This is a genomic window from Arthrobacter sp. MOO21, assembly GCF_057369995.2.
This window is the reverse complement of the sequence record NZ_CM170671.2, coordinates 1,424,169-1,439,954: the sequence shown is the minus strand read 5'-3', so window position 1 is coordinate 1,439,954 and position 15,786 is coordinate 1,424,169. Positions and strand designations below refer to the sequence as shown.

The 15,786-nt window shown below is 68.2% G+C and carries 15 protein-coding genes and 1 pseudogene; 8 read left to right on the top strand and 8 right to left on the bottom strand.

What is annotated here, in order from left to right; genetic code table 11:
- Positions 1 to 2: 2 nt before the first annotated feature.
- Entirely contained in the window at positions 3 to 1,355 is a 1,353-nt protein-coding gene (locus tag AC2JAJ_RS06655; RefSeq protein ID WP_486416435.1) for a uracil-xanthine permease family protein, read from the bottom strand.
- Between the two features lie 200 nt (positions 1,356 to 1,555).
- On the opposite strand from AC2JAJ_RS06655, the gene AC2JAJ_RS06650 reads away from it, so the two are divergent.
- Together AC2JAJ_RS06650 and AC2JAJ_RS06645 are read left to right on the top strand one after the other, a co-directional pair.
- Positions 1,556 to 2,161 carry a malonic semialdehyde reductase gene (locus AC2JAJ_RS06650; protein ID WP_501053422.1) on the top strand — a complete coding sequence of 202 codons (606 nt, stop codon included), beginning with the start codon at positions 1,556 to 1,558 and terminating at the stop codon, positions 2,159 to 2,161.
- A gap of 105 nt (positions 2,162 to 2,266) precedes the next feature.
- Entirely contained in the window at positions 2,267 to 2,773 is a 507-nt protein-coding gene (locus AC2JAJ_RS06645) for a hypothetical protein (protein WP_486416436.1), read from the top strand.
- A gap of 76 nt (positions 2,774 to 2,849) precedes the next feature.
- Here AC2JAJ_RS06645 and pgm read toward each other — a convergent pair whose 3' ends face one another.
- Entirely contained in the window at positions 2,850 to 4,514 is a 1,665-nt protein-coding gene (gene pgm / locus AC2JAJ_RS06640; protein WP_221384622.1) for a phosphoglucomutase (alpha-D-glucose-1,6-bisphosphate-dependent), read from the bottom strand.
- 240 nt (positions 4,515 to 4,754) lie between these two features.
- On the opposite strand from pgm, the gene AC2JAJ_RS06635 reads away from it, so the two are divergent.
- Complete coding sequence (locus AC2JAJ_RS06635) at positions 4,755 to 5,729, top strand: NERD domain-containing protein (RefSeq protein ID WP_501053421.1); 975 nt, start codon at positions 4,755 to 4,757, stop codon at positions 5,727 to 5,729.
- Here the strand turns inward: AC2JAJ_RS06635 and AC2JAJ_RS06630 are convergent.
- The gene (locus AC2JAJ_RS06630) at positions 5,726 to 6,649 is read right to left on the bottom strand and encodes a LysR family transcriptional regulator ArgP (RefSeq protein ID WP_486416438.1); all 924 of its coding nucleotides are present in this window, start codon (positions 6,647 to 6,649) and stop codon (positions 5,726 to 5,728) included. The two genes, AC2JAJ_RS06635 and AC2JAJ_RS06630, sit on opposite strands and share 4 nt — an antisense overlap.
- 71 nt (positions 6,650 to 6,720) lie before the next feature.
- On the opposite strand from AC2JAJ_RS06630, the gene AC2JAJ_RS06625 reads away from it, so the two are divergent.
- Positions 6,721 to 7,317, top strand: a complete 597-nt coding sequence (locus AC2JAJ_RS06625; RefSeq protein ID WP_486416439.1) for a LysE/ArgO family amino acid transporter — start codon at positions 6,721 to 6,723, stop codon at positions 7,315 to 7,317.
- Positions 7,318 to 7,369: 52 nt separating this feature from the next.
- On the top strand, positions 7,370 to 7,786 hold the full coding sequence (locus AC2JAJ_RS06620) for a DUF4190 domain-containing protein (RefSeq protein WP_486416440.1): 417 nt from the start codon (positions 7,370 to 7,372) through the stop codon (positions 7,784 to 7,786).
- Positions 7,787 to 7,851: 65 nt separating this feature from the next.
- Here AC2JAJ_RS06620 and AC2JAJ_RS06615 read toward each other — a convergent pair whose 3' ends face one another.
- On the bottom strand, positions 7,852 to 8,550 hold the full coding sequence (locus AC2JAJ_RS06615) for a FadR/GntR family transcriptional regulator (RefSeq protein ID WP_221384627.1): 699 nt from the start codon (positions 8,548 to 8,550) through the stop codon (positions 7,852 to 7,854).
- A 133-nt stretch (positions 8,551 to 8,683) separates the two neighbouring features.
- Between AC2JAJ_RS06615 and AC2JAJ_RS06610 the strand changes: the two are divergent.
- The 3 genes and pseudogenes from AC2JAJ_RS06610 (at position 8,684) to AC2JAJ_RS06600 (ending at position 12,856) form a co-directional block, all read left to right on the top strand.
- Positions 8,684 to 10,053, top strand: a pseudogene (locus AC2JAJ_RS06610) (SLC13 family permease).
- A gap of 54 nt (positions 10,054 to 10,107) precedes the next feature.
- Complete coding sequence (locus AC2JAJ_RS06605; protein WP_473694582.1) at positions 10,108 to 11,328, top strand: CaiB/BaiF CoA transferase family protein; 1,221 nt, start codon at positions 10,108 to 10,110, stop codon at positions 11,326 to 11,328.
- Position 11,329: 1 nt separating this feature from the next.
- Positions 11,330 to 12,856 carry a carboxyl transferase domain-containing protein gene (locus AC2JAJ_RS06600; protein WP_486416441.1) on the top strand — a complete coding sequence of 509 codons (1,527 nt, stop codon included), beginning with the start codon at positions 11,330 to 11,332 and terminating at the stop codon, positions 12,854 to 12,856.
- A gap of 101 nt (positions 12,857 to 12,957) precedes the next feature.
- On the opposite strand, the gene AC2JAJ_RS06595 is transcribed toward AC2JAJ_RS06600, so the two are convergent.
- The 4 genes from AC2JAJ_RS06595 to AC2JAJ_RS06580 form a co-directional block, all read right to left on the bottom strand.
- Positions 12,958 to 13,398, bottom strand: coding sequence for a LapA family protein (locus AC2JAJ_RS06595; protein WP_486416442.1), 441 nt, complete (start codon positions 13,396 to 13,398; stop codon positions 12,958 to 12,960).
- A gap of 205 nt (positions 13,399 to 13,603) precedes the next feature.
- On the bottom strand, positions 13,604 to 13,831 hold the full coding sequence (locus AC2JAJ_RS06590) for a hypothetical protein (protein ID WP_486416443.1): 228 nt from the start codon (positions 13,829 to 13,831) through the stop codon (positions 13,604 to 13,606).
- 47 nt (positions 13,832 to 13,878) lie between these two features.
- Positions 13,879 to 14,112 (bottom strand): hypothetical protein, encoded by a 234-nt coding sequence (locus AC2JAJ_RS06585; RefSeq protein ID WP_221384633.1) that lies wholly within the window; start codon positions 14,110 to 14,112, stop codon positions 13,879 to 13,881.
- Between the two features lie 128 nt (positions 14,113 to 14,240).
- Positions 14,241 to 15,647 (bottom strand): amidase, encoded by a 1,407-nt coding sequence (locus AC2JAJ_RS06580; protein ID WP_486416444.1) that lies wholly within the window; start codon positions 15,645 to 15,647, stop codon positions 14,241 to 14,243.
- Positions 15,648 to 15,786: the final 139 nt, after the last annotated feature.

Genomic DNA, 15,786 nt, shown 5'->3' with positions numbered 1-15,786 from the left:
ACTCAGCGCTTCTTCGGAGCCCGCTTGGCGGCAGCGTTCATCGCTGCCTTGACGGCCGGCGGCAGCCCGGACTGCTCGGTTTCCGGCTCGGCCACGCTGCCGCGCGCCCTCGCGATGGCGCGCATCCCGTGGTAGACCACCAGGGCTGCTGCGGATCCGAGGGCGATGCCGTTGAACTTGAGGTCGCCAACGGTCCAGGTGTAATCAGCAATGCCGATCACCAGGGCCACCGCGGCGGTAGTCAGGTTCACCGGGTTGGAGAAGTTCACCTTGTTCTGCACCCAGATCTTCACGCCCAGCACGCCGATCATGCCGTACAGCATGGTGGCTGCGCCGCCCAGCACGCCCGGCGGGACCGTGGCGATCAGTTCGCCGAATTTCGGCGAGAAGCTCAGCAGGATGGCGAAGATGCCTGCCACCCAATACGCCGCCGTCGAATAGACCTTGGTGGCCGCCATGACGCCGATGTTCTCGGCGTAGGTGGTGGTGCCGGACCCGCCGCCGAAGCCCGCCAGGACCGTGGCGGCGCCGTCGGCCATCAGCGCACGTCCGGAGACGCCGTCGAGATTCTGCCCTGTCATGGCGGCAACGGACTTGACGTGGCCGATGTTCTCGGCCACCAGCACCAGGACCACGGGCACGAAGAGGCCCAGGACGCCGAGGTGGAACTCGGGGGTTTGGAAGTGCGGCAGGCCCACCCAGGCAGCGGCGTCCATCTTGTCGAACTTCACCTCACCGCGGAGCATGGCCACCAGGTATCCCACCACCACGCCCACCAGGATGCTGAGCCGGCCCAGGATCCCGCGGAACAGGACGCTGACCAGGATGATGGTTGCCAGGGTGACGACGGCGGTGACCGGCGCGGCGTCGAAGTTCTGCTTGGCTGCCGGGGCAAGGTTCAGGCCGATCAGCGCCACGATGGCGCCGGTGACGATGGGCGGCATGAGCCGGTTGATCCACTCGGCGCCGAACTTCTGCACGACGGCGCCCACCAGCGCCAGGACCACGCCGGCCAGCACCACCCCGCCGAGCGCTCCGGGGACTCCGAACTGCTGCTGTGAGGCCATGATGGGCGCGATGAACGCAAAGCTCGAGCCCAGGTAGCTGGGGATCCGGCCCTTGGTGATCACCAGGAAGAGCAGGGTGCCGATGCCGGAGAAGAACAGCGTGGTGGCCGGGGGCATGCCGGTGATGATGGGAACGAGGAACGTCGCGCCGAACATCGCCACCACGTGCTGCATGCCCACGCCGATGGTGAGGGGCCAGGCCAGCCGCTCGTCCGGTGCCACGACGCCGCCCGGCTTGATGGATTTACCGGTGCCGTGCAGCTTCCATTTGATTCCGAGCATGCTCATGGGAAGGAATGCCTTTCAGGGGGTGCCTCGAGGGGGCGAAGATCAACTCGCTCCAGAATACTCCCCGGCCTCCCGGCCGGATCCTCTGTGGCCAAGGTCACCGGCCGTCACGGGAAGAGGGTCGAAGCGCTTGAAGTTGCAACTATGGAAAGCAACGAGGCCACCCCCGGAAGGCGGGGCGGCGCAGCGAAAGGTACGCAATGACCATTGCCCATGAAGAAGCGGTTATCGATTCGGCAGCCGTCGACGCCATCTTTGCCCAGGCCCGCACCGCCAACTCCTTCACCGGAGAAGTGACCGAGGAGCAGGCCCAGGCGATCTACGAACTCACCAAGTTCGGTCCCACAGCTTTCAACTCCCAGCCGCTGCGCGTCACCTACGTCCGTTCCGACGAGGCCCGCGCCACCCTGGTGGACGCCCTGTCCAAGGGAAACCGCGCCAAGACCGCCTCCGCGCCGCTCGTGGCCATCCTCAGCTATGACACCGACTGGGCCGGCAAGTGGGACAACTTCCTCCCCGGCTACAACGCCCCCAAAGCCATGTACGACGCCGACCCTGAACTGGCCGCCGCCACCGGCAATAACAACGCGCACCTGCAGGCCGGGTACTTCATCCTCGCCGTCCGCTCGCTCGGTTTCGCCGCCGGCCCCATGACCGGCGCGGACTTCAACGCGATCGACGCCGCCTTCTTCCCCGCCGGCGACCAGAAGAGCTTCCTGGTGGTCAATATCGGCCAGCCCGGTGAGGACGCCTGGGGCGAGGCAAAGCCCAAGTTCTCCTACGACGAGGCCGTCCGCACCGTCTAACCCCCCTCCCGGATGCTCTATCACTATTGGTGCTTATTCGCCCCGAATGAGGACCATAAGTGATAGAGCATCTGCGTTTAAGGGGGGAGGTGGGAGACTGTGGCTATGCCCTTGCGGAACCTGATTTTCGTGGCGTTCGTCGAGCCGGTGGCTGGCGACCAGGTGTTCCCGCGCTCGGACTGGCCGCTGCACATCACCCTGGTGAGGTTCGACGTCGGCGCGCCGGCAGGTGCCGACCCCGCCGTATCTGTGGGGGCGCTGGCCGAGGCACCGGCCAGGGCTGCGCTCGGGGCGGGCCTCAGGGTAGGGGAGGACGCGGCCTTCGGGCGGAACGGCTCGGTGCCCGTCAGCCTCGTGGATCCGCACCCGGCCCTGCAGTCGCTGCATGAGGAACTGGTGCAGGTGGTGGCGGGAGTGGGCGGCAGGATCCTGACCCCGCGCCATACCCTGTCCGGCTACCGCCCCCATGTCTCCCACCATGGCACCCCGGGAGCCGGCTTGAAGCGCCTGAACCAGGGCGACGCCGTCGTGCTTGAGCGCATCGCCCTGGTGGATATGGCTCCCGGCGGCGACCACACCATCAGGCGCGTCCTGCGGCTCTGGTCCCGTTAAACACAGATGCTCTATCACTTTTGGTCCTTAACCAGCCCGGTTGGGGACCAAAAGTGATAGAGCATCCGGCGGTTTTCTAGGCGATGACGCTGTCCACGAGGGCCTTGGCCTCGGCCTGTACCTGCTTCAGGTGCTCCTCGCCCTTGAAGGACTCGGCGTAGATCTTGTACACGTCCTCGGTACCGGACGGCCGGGCCGCGAACCAGGCGTTCTCGGTGACGACCTTGAGGCCTCCGATGGACGCGCCATTGCCCGGTGCCTCGGTGAGCTTGGCGGTGATCGCCTCGCCCGCCAGTTCGGTGGCAGTGACGTCCGCAGCGGAGAGCTTGCCCAGCTTGGCCTTCTGCTCACGCGTGGCGGCGGCGTCGATCCTGGCGTAGACGGGGGCGCCGAACTGGTCCGTCAGTCCCTTGTACAGCTGCGACGGCGACTTGCCCGTGACGGCGGTGATTTCGGAGGCCAGGAGGGCCAGCAGGATGCCGTCCTTGTCCGTGGTCCAGACGCTGCCGTCGCGCTTGTTGAAGGAGGCACCGGCGGATTCCTCCCCACCGAACGCCCCCTCGCCGGAGAGCAGGCCGGGCACGAACCACTTGAAGCCCACGGGAACTTCCACGAGCTTTCGGCCCAGGCTTTCGGCCACGCGGTCGATGATCGAGGAGGACACCAGGGTCTTGCCCACCACAGAGTTGGGGTTCCAGCCGCTGCGGTTCCGGTACAGGTAGTCGATGGCGACGGCGAGGTAATGGTTCGGGTTCATCAGCCCGCCGTCGGGGGTCACGATGCCGTGGCGGTCCGCGTCCGCGTCATTGCCGGTGGCGACGTCGAAGGCCGGCTGGCCGGAGGCTGCCGCGTCTGACATCCGCTGGATCAGCGACGCCATCGCGGACGGCGAGGAGCAGTCCATCCGGATCTTCTCGTCCCAGTCCAGGGTCATGAAGGCCCACTGCGGGTCCACCGTGGGATTCACCACGGTGAGGTCGAGGTGGTGCCGCTCAGCGATCTCGCCCCAGTAGTCCACCGAGGCGCCACCCATGGGGTCGGCACCGATCCGCACCCCGGCGTTGCGGATGGCGTCCAGGTCCAGGACGGACGGGAGGTCGTCCACGTAGCTGCTGAGGAAGTCGAACTTGCCCGTGGTGTCCGCGGCCTGGGCATCGGCGAGCGGGATCCGCTTGACGCCGCGCAGCCCGTTTTCGAGCAGCTCGTTGGCGCGGTTGGCGATCCAGCCCGTGGCATCGGAATCTGCCGGGCCGCCGTGCGGGGGGTTGTACTTGAAGCCGCCGTCGGCCGGCGGGTTGTGGCTGGGCGTGACCACGATGCCGTCAGCCTGCGGGGCGCCGGGGGCAGCGTTCCGGTTGTAGGTAAGGATCGCGTGGCTTAGGGCCGGGGTGGGGGTGTAGCCGTGGCGCGCGTCGACGAGGACCTGGACGCCGTTGGCGGCCAGCACCTCCAGAGCCGAGTTCTGTGCCGGCTCACTCAGGGCGTGCGTGTCCTTGGCCAGGAAAAGGGGACCGGTGACACCCTGTGCCGCCCGGTACTCCACGATCGCCTGGGTGATGGCCACGATGTGCAACTCGTTAAAGGACGCCTTGAGGCTGGAGCCCCGGTGCCCGGAGGTGCCGAACACCACGCGCTGGCCGGGATCGGCCAGGTCCGGTGAGATGTCGTAGTACGCGTCAAGGAGCGCAGTGATGTCAACAAGGTCCTGGGGTTGGGCAACTGTACCCGCGCGGCTAGCCATGGCTACAGCATGCCAGAAGCTGGCAGGAGTCAAAACGACGCGCCCAGAATCCGGACCCTGTGACATGCCATGACGTTCGCCAAACAAGTAGTCCACCTGAGTACAGGGCCCGGAAAGTACTTATATACCCGCCGCCCGGCGCGCTGCATACTTTCAAGAAAATCCGGGAAAACCACTGAAGCAACGGACGACGGCGGCCAGCCGCCGCCGTCCCGTCCGGCAGGGAAGCGGGGACGTCCGATGGGGGCAGGAGACGGGGCAGCGGAGCAGTCCAGGCTGGCTGCTGAGAGGGTTGCCAGGCTTAAGCGGCAGCTGGACCAGGCCGAGCGGACCACGAAGGCGTGGGACGCCGGAGCCGTGGGCGAGCGGGTGGTGGCCGACAAGCTCAGCGAGCTGGTCCCGCGCGGCTGGTATGTGCTGCACGATGTCCACTGGCCGGGCCGGCCCAAGGCGAGCCTGGACCACGTCCTGGTGGGCCCTGGCGGCGTCGTGGTGGTGGATTCAAAGAACTGGACCGGCGAGGTGCGGGTGGCATCCGGGGTGCTGTGGCAAGGGCGCTATGCACGGACCCAGGCTGTGGAAGGTGCGCTGGCGCAGTGCGCAGCGGTGGCATCAGTCCTGACGCCGCCGCATCGCCGGCTGGTGCGGCCGCTGATCTGCATGGCAGCGCAGCCTGATCTCTTCGGGATCACCAGTTCCGATGTTGCGGTGGCCGGTTCCCAGCGCCTGGTGGGAGCCATCGAAGCCCTGCCTCCCGTGCTGGACCAGCAGGCCGTGGTGGGAGTTTACGAGCACCTGGGCCAGCAGCTCACCCATGAACAGGAACCCGGCATCACGGCCCTGCGCAACGTGCGGCCCGGAACCGTGGTCCGGCCGGCAGGAGCCCTGCCGCCCGGCGGGCCCCGCCCGGACGCGTCGGGCGGGCCGGCCGCCGGAGTGGACAGGGCCGGGAAACTGGACAGGAGCCGGAACGGCAGTGCCTCCCGGCATCCTGCTGGGCGTGCCCTGCCCAAAGCGGGGCAACCGGCCGGACCAGGAGCACGTGCAGGGTTGGCGGCTTCAGGAGCGGGGGCGGCCGGATCAGGGCGGGCAGTATCAGGGGGCGGGCGCAGCATGAAGGCGCACCAGCACGGCGGCACCAGCGGCGGCAGGCTCGCGCTGCTGGCGGCATTCGTCATTTTTGCCGTGTATATCCTGCCCTACTTGGGCCGCTAGTTCCCCGCAGGTCCTGCCGGGGCCGGCTCGCCGGCGTTCCCTTTCGGCTGCCGGAGCTGCTCTTTCGCGGCGCTGCGGACTGCAGCGGATACCCGGTTGAGCCGTTCCGAATCCAACGTCCACGCCTGCCAGTACAGGGGGACGTCCCCGTAGGCGGCGTCCTCAAGCCGGGCCAGGCCGTTCCCGAGCTCCGGCTTCCCCGCCAGTTGGAGCTCGGGGAGCATTCCCCAGCCCAGGCCCGCCGTGACGGCGGCGAGGAAGCCTTCCGAGGACGGGACGGTATGCGTCGGAGGGGACTGTGCCACGCCTTTGGAATCGAGCAACTGCCGCTGCAGGTTGTCCTTCGCGTTGAACTTCAGGACCGGCATGGCAGCCCAGTCGATGACGCCGGAGGCCGAGTAGCGCCGGACGAGTTCAGGGGTTGCCACCGGCAGGTACCTCATGTGGCCCAGCAGTTCCACCCGGCATCCGCTGACCGGGATGGGGTCGGAGGTGACCGCACCCATCACGGTTCCCTCGCGCAGAAGCTGGCTGCTGTAGCCCTGATCTTCCACGTGGAGGTCAAGGACGGCATCCTCCCAGCCCGCGGCCTGGTGCAGGACCGGGACGAACCAGGTGGCCAGCGAATCGGCGTTGATAGCCAGCGGCAGGTGGGCGCGCGCAGGGGAGACGGCTCCAAGGGCCGCCGACGTTTCCGCCTCCAGCAGCTGCACCTGCCGGGCCATCCGCAGCAGCAGGGACCCGGCGTCGGTGGCTGTGCACGGCAGGCGGCGGCGCACGAGCACCTGGCCCACTGAGGCTTCCAGGGCCTTGATCCGCTGGCTCACGGCCGAAGGCGTGACCCGAAGCAGGTCCGCCGCCGCCTCGAAGGTACCTTCATCGATGACCGCGGTGAGGGCTTTCAGGTGCTCGAGGTTCATGAAGGCATTCTAATGAACCTGAAGAATCCTTTACTTGCCTTATGGCAGCCGCGCTACCTAACGTCGATGGAATGTTGACTGCAGGGATCACGGGACTCCTGACCGGCCTGGCACTGATCGTGGCGATAGGTGCCCAGAACGCGTTCGTGCTGCGGCAGGGGATCCGGCGCGAACACGTGGGCGCCGTGGTGGCTGTCTGCATGGCCGGCGACGCACTGCTCATCGTCGGGGGCACCGCCGGAATCGGGGCGCTCGTGACCCGCTTTCCGGACGCCCTGGAAGTGCTGCGCTGGGCCGGGGCAGCGTATTTGGTGTGGTTCGCCGTGCGGTCGTTCTTGGCGGCCCTGAGACCCTCCGCACTGGCAGAGCAGGCACCCCGCTCAAAGCACTCGGTGGTGGCCACCACGGCGGCCCTGACGTTCCTCAATCCGCACGTCTACCTGGACACCGTGGTGCTGCTGGGCAGCCTGGCCAACCAGCAGGGGGCGGGCCTCCGCTGGACTTTCGCCGGTGGGGCGGTCACGGGCAGCATCCTCTGGTTCTCGGCACTCGGATACGGAGCCCGGGCCCTGGCCGGAATCCTCCGGAGTCCCCGCACCTGGCGCTGGATCGATGCGGGCATCGGTGTGCTGATGGTTGTCCTGGCTATCCGCCTGGTCCTGCACTGACGGCCGGCCCGCGCTGACGTACGCTGGAACCTGAGCTACAGGGGGAGAAGCCATGAGCAACCAGCCGTCCCAATACCCCGAATACCAGCGTCCGGACTACGGGCAGCAGGGGGCGCCGTGGCCCGCCTACCAGCCTCCGGGTGCGTACGGGCAGCAGTCTCCCTATGGGCAGGCCTCCACTTATGGCGGGCCGCCCTATTACGGACAGCCTGCCGGACCGAAGACGCTGAGCATCGCCAGCATGGTCTGCGGCATCGCCTCAGTGATCATGGGGTGGCTGATGCTTCCGCAGGTCGCGGCGATCGTCACCGGGCACCTGGCCCTGCGCCGCGAACCTTCCGGAAAAGGCATGTCCATCGCCGGCCTGGTGCTGGGCTACCTGTGCCTGCTGGGCTGGGGTGCCATGTGGCTGCTGCTCATTGTCGGCCTGGCGCTGGCGGCTTCGAGCGGCACCAGCGGCACCTTCTAGCGGCCCGTCCGCCTCCTGCGCCACCGCCGGCGGGGAGTTGCGGCGCCGGAGTGGCCTGGCTGCGGCTAGCGGAGCAGCTCCACGTCCGAGACAAGTTCAATGTGCGCCAGCATGGCCTTGGCAGCGGCCTCGGGATCCCGGGCCCGGATGGCGTCGGCAATCTTGCGGTGGGAGGCCAGCGACTGCTCCGGCCTGCCTGGCTGGCCCAGGGACTCCATCCGGGTTTCCAGGATCATCTCCGCGATAAAGGCCATCAGCTGGGCCAGTACCGAGGAGTGTGCCGCGGCGGTGATGGCCTGGTGGAAGAGTTCATCCCCCTGCGCGCCGCGGTCGCCGTCGTTGATCTCCCGGGCCATGACCTCCAAGGCGTTGTCGATCGCGGCGAGGTCGTCGTCGGTGCGGCGTTCCGCGGCCAGCGCCGCGAGCTTTCCCTCCAGCGTGCTTCGGGCTTCGACGATTTCCGGCAGCCTGCTCCGGTGTTCGCGCAGCCCCTTGATCACGGACGCCACGCTGGGGCGCCGGGCCAGCACCGCGCCCGTACCGTGCTGCACGTCGATGACACCCAGGACTTCGAGCGCCACCAGTGCCTGGGCCAGAGTGGCGCGGGAGACTCCCAGCCGCTCGGCCAGGTCACGCTCCGCTGGCAGCAGGTCCCCGGGGCGGAGCTGGGCGGACTCGATGTAGGCAAGGATCTGCTCCACCAGCTGTTCGTAAAGCCGCGGCCGCGTTACCCGCTCCAGACCTGCCCGCGCTGTCTTCTCCACAGTTCCTCCCGAGGTTAACCACGAACAGGATACCCCGGGCGGCTATTGACAGATAGACTCACTGTCTAAGAGGCTAGTCCAGTGAGCCAGTAGCTCACGTCACACTTCTTTCTTCCCCAATGGAGGACCAACGATGTCCGCTCCTGTCTTGTCGATCATCATCCTTGCGGCGATGTTCCTGCTCGCCACCGTCCTGCCCCTCAACATGGGCGCCCTTGCCTTCGTGGGGGCATTCCTGCTCGGCGCCGTGGTGCTGGGCATGTCCACCAACGAGATCCTGGCCAACTTCCCGGGTGGCCTCTTCCTCACGATCGTCGGCGTTACCTACCTGTTCGCCATAGCCCAGAATAACGGCACCATCGACCTGCTGGTCCGCGGCGCCGTCAAGCTCGTGGGCAGCCGCGTGGCCCTCATCCCCTGGGTCATGTTCGCCATCACCGCCGTGATCACCGCTGTGGGCGCATTGTCTCCGGCCGCCGTCGCCATCATCGCCCCCATCGCGCTGAGCTTCGCCGGAAAGTACAGGATCAGCCCGCTGCTGATGGGCATGATGGTGATCCACGCGCCCAGGCCGGCGGCTTCTCGCCCATCGCCGTTTATGGCGTCACCGTCAACGGCATCCTTGCCAAGACGGACCTCGCGTTCAGCCCCACCGCGCTGTTCCTCTCAAGCTTCATCTTCAACCTGGTCATCGCGGTGGTGCTCTTTGTGGTCCTGGGCGGCAAGAACCTCATGTCCTCCAAGGTTGGGCACTTCGTAGAGCAGGCAGCCGAGGCCCGGATGGCCGTCAGCGTCGGCGCCAAGGCAGCCGGCGGCGACGTCCCGTTCAAGGGCTCCGGCTCCGGCATGTACGGCCCCCGGGACCCCGCCGGCGACGGCGTCGCCGCCACCAAGGAGCGCAAGGACCGGATCCCGCAGCTGGTCACCATCGCCGGCCTGGTGGTGCTGGCCGTCGTCGCCCTCGGCTTCAAGATGGACGTCGGGTTCGTGTCCATCACCATCGCCATCGTGCTGGCCCTCGTCTCGCCTGCCGCTCAGAAGGGCGCCATCAACAAGATCAGCTGGTCCACCGTGCTGCTGATCTGCGGAATGCTGACGTTCGTCGGGGTGCTGGAGGAAGCCGGCACCATCACATTCGTCTCCGGCGGTGTGGCCGACATGGGGATGCCGCTGCTGGCAGCACTCATCATCTGCTTCATCGGTGCCATCGTCTCCGCGTTTGCATCCTCCACCGCCATCCTGGCCGCCCTTATCCCGCTCGCCGTACCGTTCCTGTCCACCGGTGAGATCGGGGCCATTGGAGTCATCTGTGCCCTCGCCGTGTCCGCCACGATCGTGGACGTTTCGCCCTTCTCCACCAACGGCGCCCTGGTGCTGGCCAACGCCCCCGAAGGCGTGGACAAGGACAGGTTCTACAGGAAGATCCTCGGCTACAGCGGAATCGTCATCGTGGCCGGACCCGTCCTGGCCTGGCTGGCCCTGGTGGTGCCCGGCTGGCTCTAACCGGCGCAACCACAGGCCTGAGAGCCGCCCGTCTTTGAGAAAGGAAACCCGCACATGAGCACCGCCGAAACTTCCCGCAGAGGCCCCCTTGCCGGGCACACCGTCGTCGACCTCAGCCGCGCACTGGCCGGACCGCACGCCGGCATGATGCTGGCGGACCTGGGTGCCCGCGTCATCAAGGTGGAGAACCCGGGAACGGGGGATGATACCCGCGGCTGGGGCCCGCCCTTCGTTGGCCCGGAGGATGACCTGCAGTCCACCTACTTCATGTCCTGCAACCGCAACAAGGAGTCCATCAGCCTGGACCTGAAAAGCGGCGATGGCAAGGCGGTGCTGCGCGGTCTCGTGGAGCGGGCGGACGTGGTCATCGAGAACTTCCGGCCCGGCGTCATGGACCGGCTGGGCTTCTCCACTGCGGCGATGCATCAGCTCAACCCCCGGCTTGTGATCCTGTCCATCACGGGTTTTGGCCATGACGGGCCCGAGTCCCGGCGCAGCGGGTACGACCAGATCCTGCAGGGCGAAGCGGGCCTGATGTCCCTCACTGGGTCCGGCCCGGACGACCCCCAAAGGGTCGGCGTTCCCATCGCGGACCTGCTCTCCGGCATGAACGGGGCGTTCGGCGTCCTGGCCGCGCTGGTGGAGCGGAACCGGACCGGCCAGGGGAAGGTGGTGCGCACCTCGCTGCTGGCATCGCTGATTGGCGTCCACGCTTTCCAGGGCACCAGGACCACGGTCGCTGGTGAAGTGCCGCAGGCCCAGGGCAACCACCACCCGTCCATCGCCCCCTACGGCCTGTTCAACTGCAAGGACGGCAGCGTGCAGATCAGCGTGGGAAGCGAGAAGCTGTGGACCTCGTTCGCTGCGGCCTTTGGCCTGGACCCGGCTGCCCCGGGCTTTGCCAGCAACGCCGAAAGGGTGCGGAACCGCGCGGGGGTGATTGCCGCCGTCGAACGCGTCTTTGCCGGCTACGGCGCGCAGGAGCTGCTGCAAAAACTGAACGACGCCGGGATCCCGGCCGGCAAGGTCCGCTCACTTGACGAGGTGTACGCCTGGGAGCAGGTGGCCTCCCAGGGCCTCGTCGTGGATGTCGAGCACCCGGTGCTGGGCAAGGTGAGCCTGCCCGGGCCGCCGCTGCGGTTCTTCGCGCCCGGCGACACCGCGGAAACCACGCTGACCGGACACGACGCGCCGCCGCTCCTGGACGAGGACGGGCCTGCCATCCGGGAGTGGCTGGGCCTGGCCACGGCCGCTGCAGCCGCGGGGGCCAAGTAGCATGCCGACCACGGAAAGGGTGCGGCACCTGAGCGCCACCGAACTCCTGGACACCGTGGTGGACGAAGGCTCCTTCGTCTCCTGGGACACGCCTCCCGAACAGCCCGCGCTTTCCGAGGACTACGCCCGCGACCTGGCGAAGGCGCGCGAACGCAGCGGCGCCGACGAGTCCGTGCTTACCGGCGCCGGGCTGATCCGCGGCCGCCGGGTGGCGCTGATCGTCAGCGAGTTCTCCTTCCTGGCCGGCTCGATCGGCCACGCTGCGGCGCAACGGATCGTCGCCGCCGTCGAACGCGCCACCGCGGAGGGACTGCCGCTGCTGGCGGGCCCCGCCTCCGGAGGGACGCGGATGCAGGAGGGGACGCTGGCGTTCCTGTCCATGGTGAAAATTACCGGTGCCGTGCGTGCCCACCGGCAGGCGGGCCTGCCCTACCTGGTCTACCTGCGCCACCCCACCACCGGTGGAGTGATGGCGTCCTGGGGTTCACTCGGGCATATCAACGTCGCTGAACCGGGCGCCCTGCTGGGCTTCCTGGGCCCCCGGGTCTACGAAGCCCTCTACGGGGAAGCGTTCCCGGACAACGTGCAGGTGGCGGAGAACCTCTTCAACAGGGGCCTGATCGACGGAGTGGTGGAACCGGCTGACCTGGCCGACCTCGTGGCCCGCGCGCTGGACATGCTGTCCATTACCTGCGGTGACGGGCGGGCCGCGCTTCCGGAACCGGAAACGCTCGCCGTGCGGCCAGCTGCCGTGGAGGCCTGGACGTCGATCGGGATTTCCCGGCGGCAGCGGCGCCCGGACCTGCGCCAACTCCTGAAGTTCGGTGCAAGCGACGCCCTGCCCCTGAACGGAACCGGGCAGGGGGAGAAGGATCCCGGACTGCTGCTGGCGCTGGCGCGCTTCGGCAGCCAGTCCTGCATCGTCCTGGGCCATGCACGGCCGCTGCGCAAGGACGCCGCGGGCATGGGGCCCGGTTCACTGCGCGAGGCGCGCCGCGGCATGAAACTGGCGGAGGAACTGCGGCTGCCGCTGCTCACCGTCATCGACACTGCCGGGGCGGCGCTGTCCCAGGAAGCGGAGGAAGGCGGGCTCGCGGGAGAAATTGCTCGTTCGCTGCATGAACTGATCGGCCTGGAATCGCCGTCGGTGTCCGTGCTGCTGGGCCAGGGCGCCGGCGGAGGGGCGCTCGCGCTGTTGCCGGCGGACCGGACCATCGCTGCCCAGCACAGCTGGCTGTCGCCGTTGCCCCCGGAAGGTGCCAGCGCCATTGTGCACCGGACCACGGCCTTCGCTCCTTCGATGGCCCAGGCTCAAGGGGTGAATGTAGCCTCGCTGTACGCGAACGGCCTGGTGGACCACATCGTGGATGAGCGTGACGATGCCTCCCTGGAGCCACGCGGGTTCTGTGGCCGGATGGCCCGTGCCATCGAATACGAGCTGGGCGCGGTGGCCCGGGTTCCCGTGCCGGAGCTTGTGGCCGCCCGGGCCCGGAAGTTCGGCAACCTGGGCAGCCGGCTCGGCGGTTAGGCGGCAAACGCAGCTGCCGGTGCGGCGGGTGGCCGGGCTGGAGGGGCGGGCCAGGCGGCGCGCCGTACTGGCCCGCCGGGCGGGGCGGGCCGCGGCTGAGCCTAGCCCCGCTGGCGCACGCGTGCCCGGTGGGCGTTGGTGCGCAGTTGCAGGATGCGGGCGCCCCCTGCTGCGGCTACCAGCACGCCCCCGGTCACGGCGGCGATGAACAGGGCCATACCCAGCGGAACGGCGCCCTCGAGGCCCAGGAACTTCACGAGGACCAGTTCCTGGTTCTGCAGGATGAAGATGATCAGCAGGATCAGCAGCACCAGGGCTGCGACGACGGCCGCCCAGATGACGCCGGTGCGTGTGACCTTGCGTTCGGCGGCGGGCGCCGGTGCCGGGCCGGTGCCCGAAACCGGTGCACCCGCTGCCCCGGTGGAGTAGGAAGGCGCGTTGCCGTAGCTTTCAGGCGTGCCGCCAGGTGAAGTTGGCCTGGCCGCCGTGGTGCCCGGTTCGCGCTGCCCGTCGGGTCCTGGCGAATACTGTCCTGCGGTCATGCTCGTCCCCTTTCCCAGAATGCTAAGCATGCTTATTGTGCAACCTTAGCCGTCCGGATTGCGGCAGCACAACGTGCCCGCCGGTCGGGTGGGCAGTCGCAGCAAGGGCGCTCGACCCTGCGGCAGGGCCCCTGCTCCGTTGACGAGCGGACGTGCCCGGGCATGGCGGAAGGGCCCCATCGGAGGCCCTTCCGTAGCTGCAGGCTCAGACCCGCTCCTTGCTCCGCTCGCCGGAGGGGGTGCGGGGCGAAGGCGTCCTGCGCCATTTGGGGAACGCCCAGAACGTAAAGTCCTGCGCCTTGACCCGCGGTTCCGGTGTTTCGACGGGTGTTTCGACCGGAGTCTCAACCGGAGTTTCCTGCTTGGTTTCGGGTTTGCGGCCAGCTTCTTTCCTGATGCCCCACCCGAAGTCCTTGCTGGATGAATAGCACATCACAGACCTCCTTTGGTGACTGCCCTTTAATCGTCCTCCTGATCGGCCTAGGAGTCGAGGTTCCCGGCCACCACTTCCTGCGCCTCCTGCGGCTGATGGAATTCGCACGGTCCGTGGTGGCGCAGCGGGAGCAGGCAGGTCCGGCCGGTCGGCAGGTGGACCAGCGCGCAGCGCCCGGCCATGGCCAGGTCCTCCCTGACATTGGTGTTGCTCAGGTCCGGCCGGGCTTCACCTTCCGATGACGGGTCCTCAGGACTGGGTGCGGGGTGGTCAGGGTTCATCTCGGGCAACTCCTCGTCGGGCTGGTGGCGAGTGGAGGGTGCGGTACCTTTCCAGTCTGCTCCGGCGGGGTTACAGGCGGGTTAATCCGGCGTTAGGTTCAGGTCAACAAGGATGCACGCATCCGACGCTAGTACCCCAACTGGTGCGCCACCTGCAGCAGGAGCACTTCGGAACCCATCGGACCGACCAGCTGGATTCCCATCGGGAGGCCCTGTCCGCCTGCTCCGCCGGTCCAGTGCACGGGAATGGTGATCGCCGGCAGCCCGCACACATTGACCAGCGAGGACCACGGCGCGAATTCGCACTGCCTGCGGTAGTCGCCGTCGGCATCCCCCGGCCAGTGCGCCGACGGCCACCGGTCCCCGCCGTGTTCGGTCCCCGTGAACCAGCCAACGGGCCGCGGAGTCTGGGCCAGGGCCGGCATCAGCAGCAGGTCCCACTGCGCATACTGGGCCACGGTGTCATGCTGGAACTGGCGCAGGAAAGCCAGGGCCTCGGCGAGCTTGGCCGGGCTGCGCTGCTGCGCCCGCCGCCGGAAAGTCCGTGTCAGGGGTGCCAGCAGCGCTTCCCGGGAGGGGCTGATCCGGGCTGCGCCCACCCCTGCAGTCCAGGCGGTGGTGAAGGCGTCCGGGTACCGGTTGTCGTAGCGGATCGATGCATCGCTGAGCCTGTGGCCCGCGTGCTCCAGCAGTGTTTCGCCGGTACGGAGCGCGTCGAGGGCTTCGCGCTCCGGGGTGAAGGGAAAAGTGGTGGCCCAGGGGCTGTCCAGAGTGACGCCGATCCGCAGCCGTGGCGGCGGCTTCCCGATCGCCGCAAGGAATTGGCCGCCGGGTACCAGGGCGTCCATCATCAGGGCGGCGTCCGCCGCGCTCCTGGCCAGCGGCCCGGGCACAACCAGCCGGGCCGGGTCGCCCGCACTTTCCCCGGCAACCACCAGGCCGCGGCCCGGCTTCAACCCCACCAGTCCGCATGCCGCAGCCGGAATACGGACCGATCCGCCGCCGTCGGTCCCGGGCGCGAAGGGCAGCAAGCCGGCCGCTACCGCCGCGGCGCTTCCGCCCGAAGAACCTCCCGAACTCCTGCTCAGGGCGTGGGGATTGCGCGACGGCGGTGCGATGCGGTTTTCGCTGTAGGCCGTCAGGCCGAATTCGGGAACCTGCGTCTTTCCCAGCGTGAGGGCGCCGGATTCCTTGAAGAGGGACACCAGGGGCGCGTCCGCCGGCGCCGGCTTGTGGTCCAGGGCCGCGCTGCCGTGGGTGGTCACCACCCCCGCCACGTCCGTGAGGTCCTTGAAGGCCAAGGGCATGCCGTGCAGCATCGGCAGGTCCTCCGCGGCTGTCATTCGCTGCAGGGAGTCGGCCGCCCGGGCCTGTTCCATGGCGAGGTCCGCCGTGACGGTGATGAAGGCGCCGAGGAGGGGGTTTTCATGCTCAATCCTGGCAAGGAAATGGGTGGTGGCCTCAACCGCTGAGACTTCACCACGCCTCAAATTCTCCCGCAGGGCCACGGCCGAAAGCTCGTGAAGTTCAGTCAAGGATCCGCCATTCCAGGATGTGGCTTCCCGCCGGGACGAATGTCTCCGGGGCAGGCGGGTGGGCGTTCGGCTCAGCGGGCAAGGCAACCTCCTCGGCGCCTCCAGCCTAGCCTGCCCTGCCTCGGCGCCCCCAGGGCGA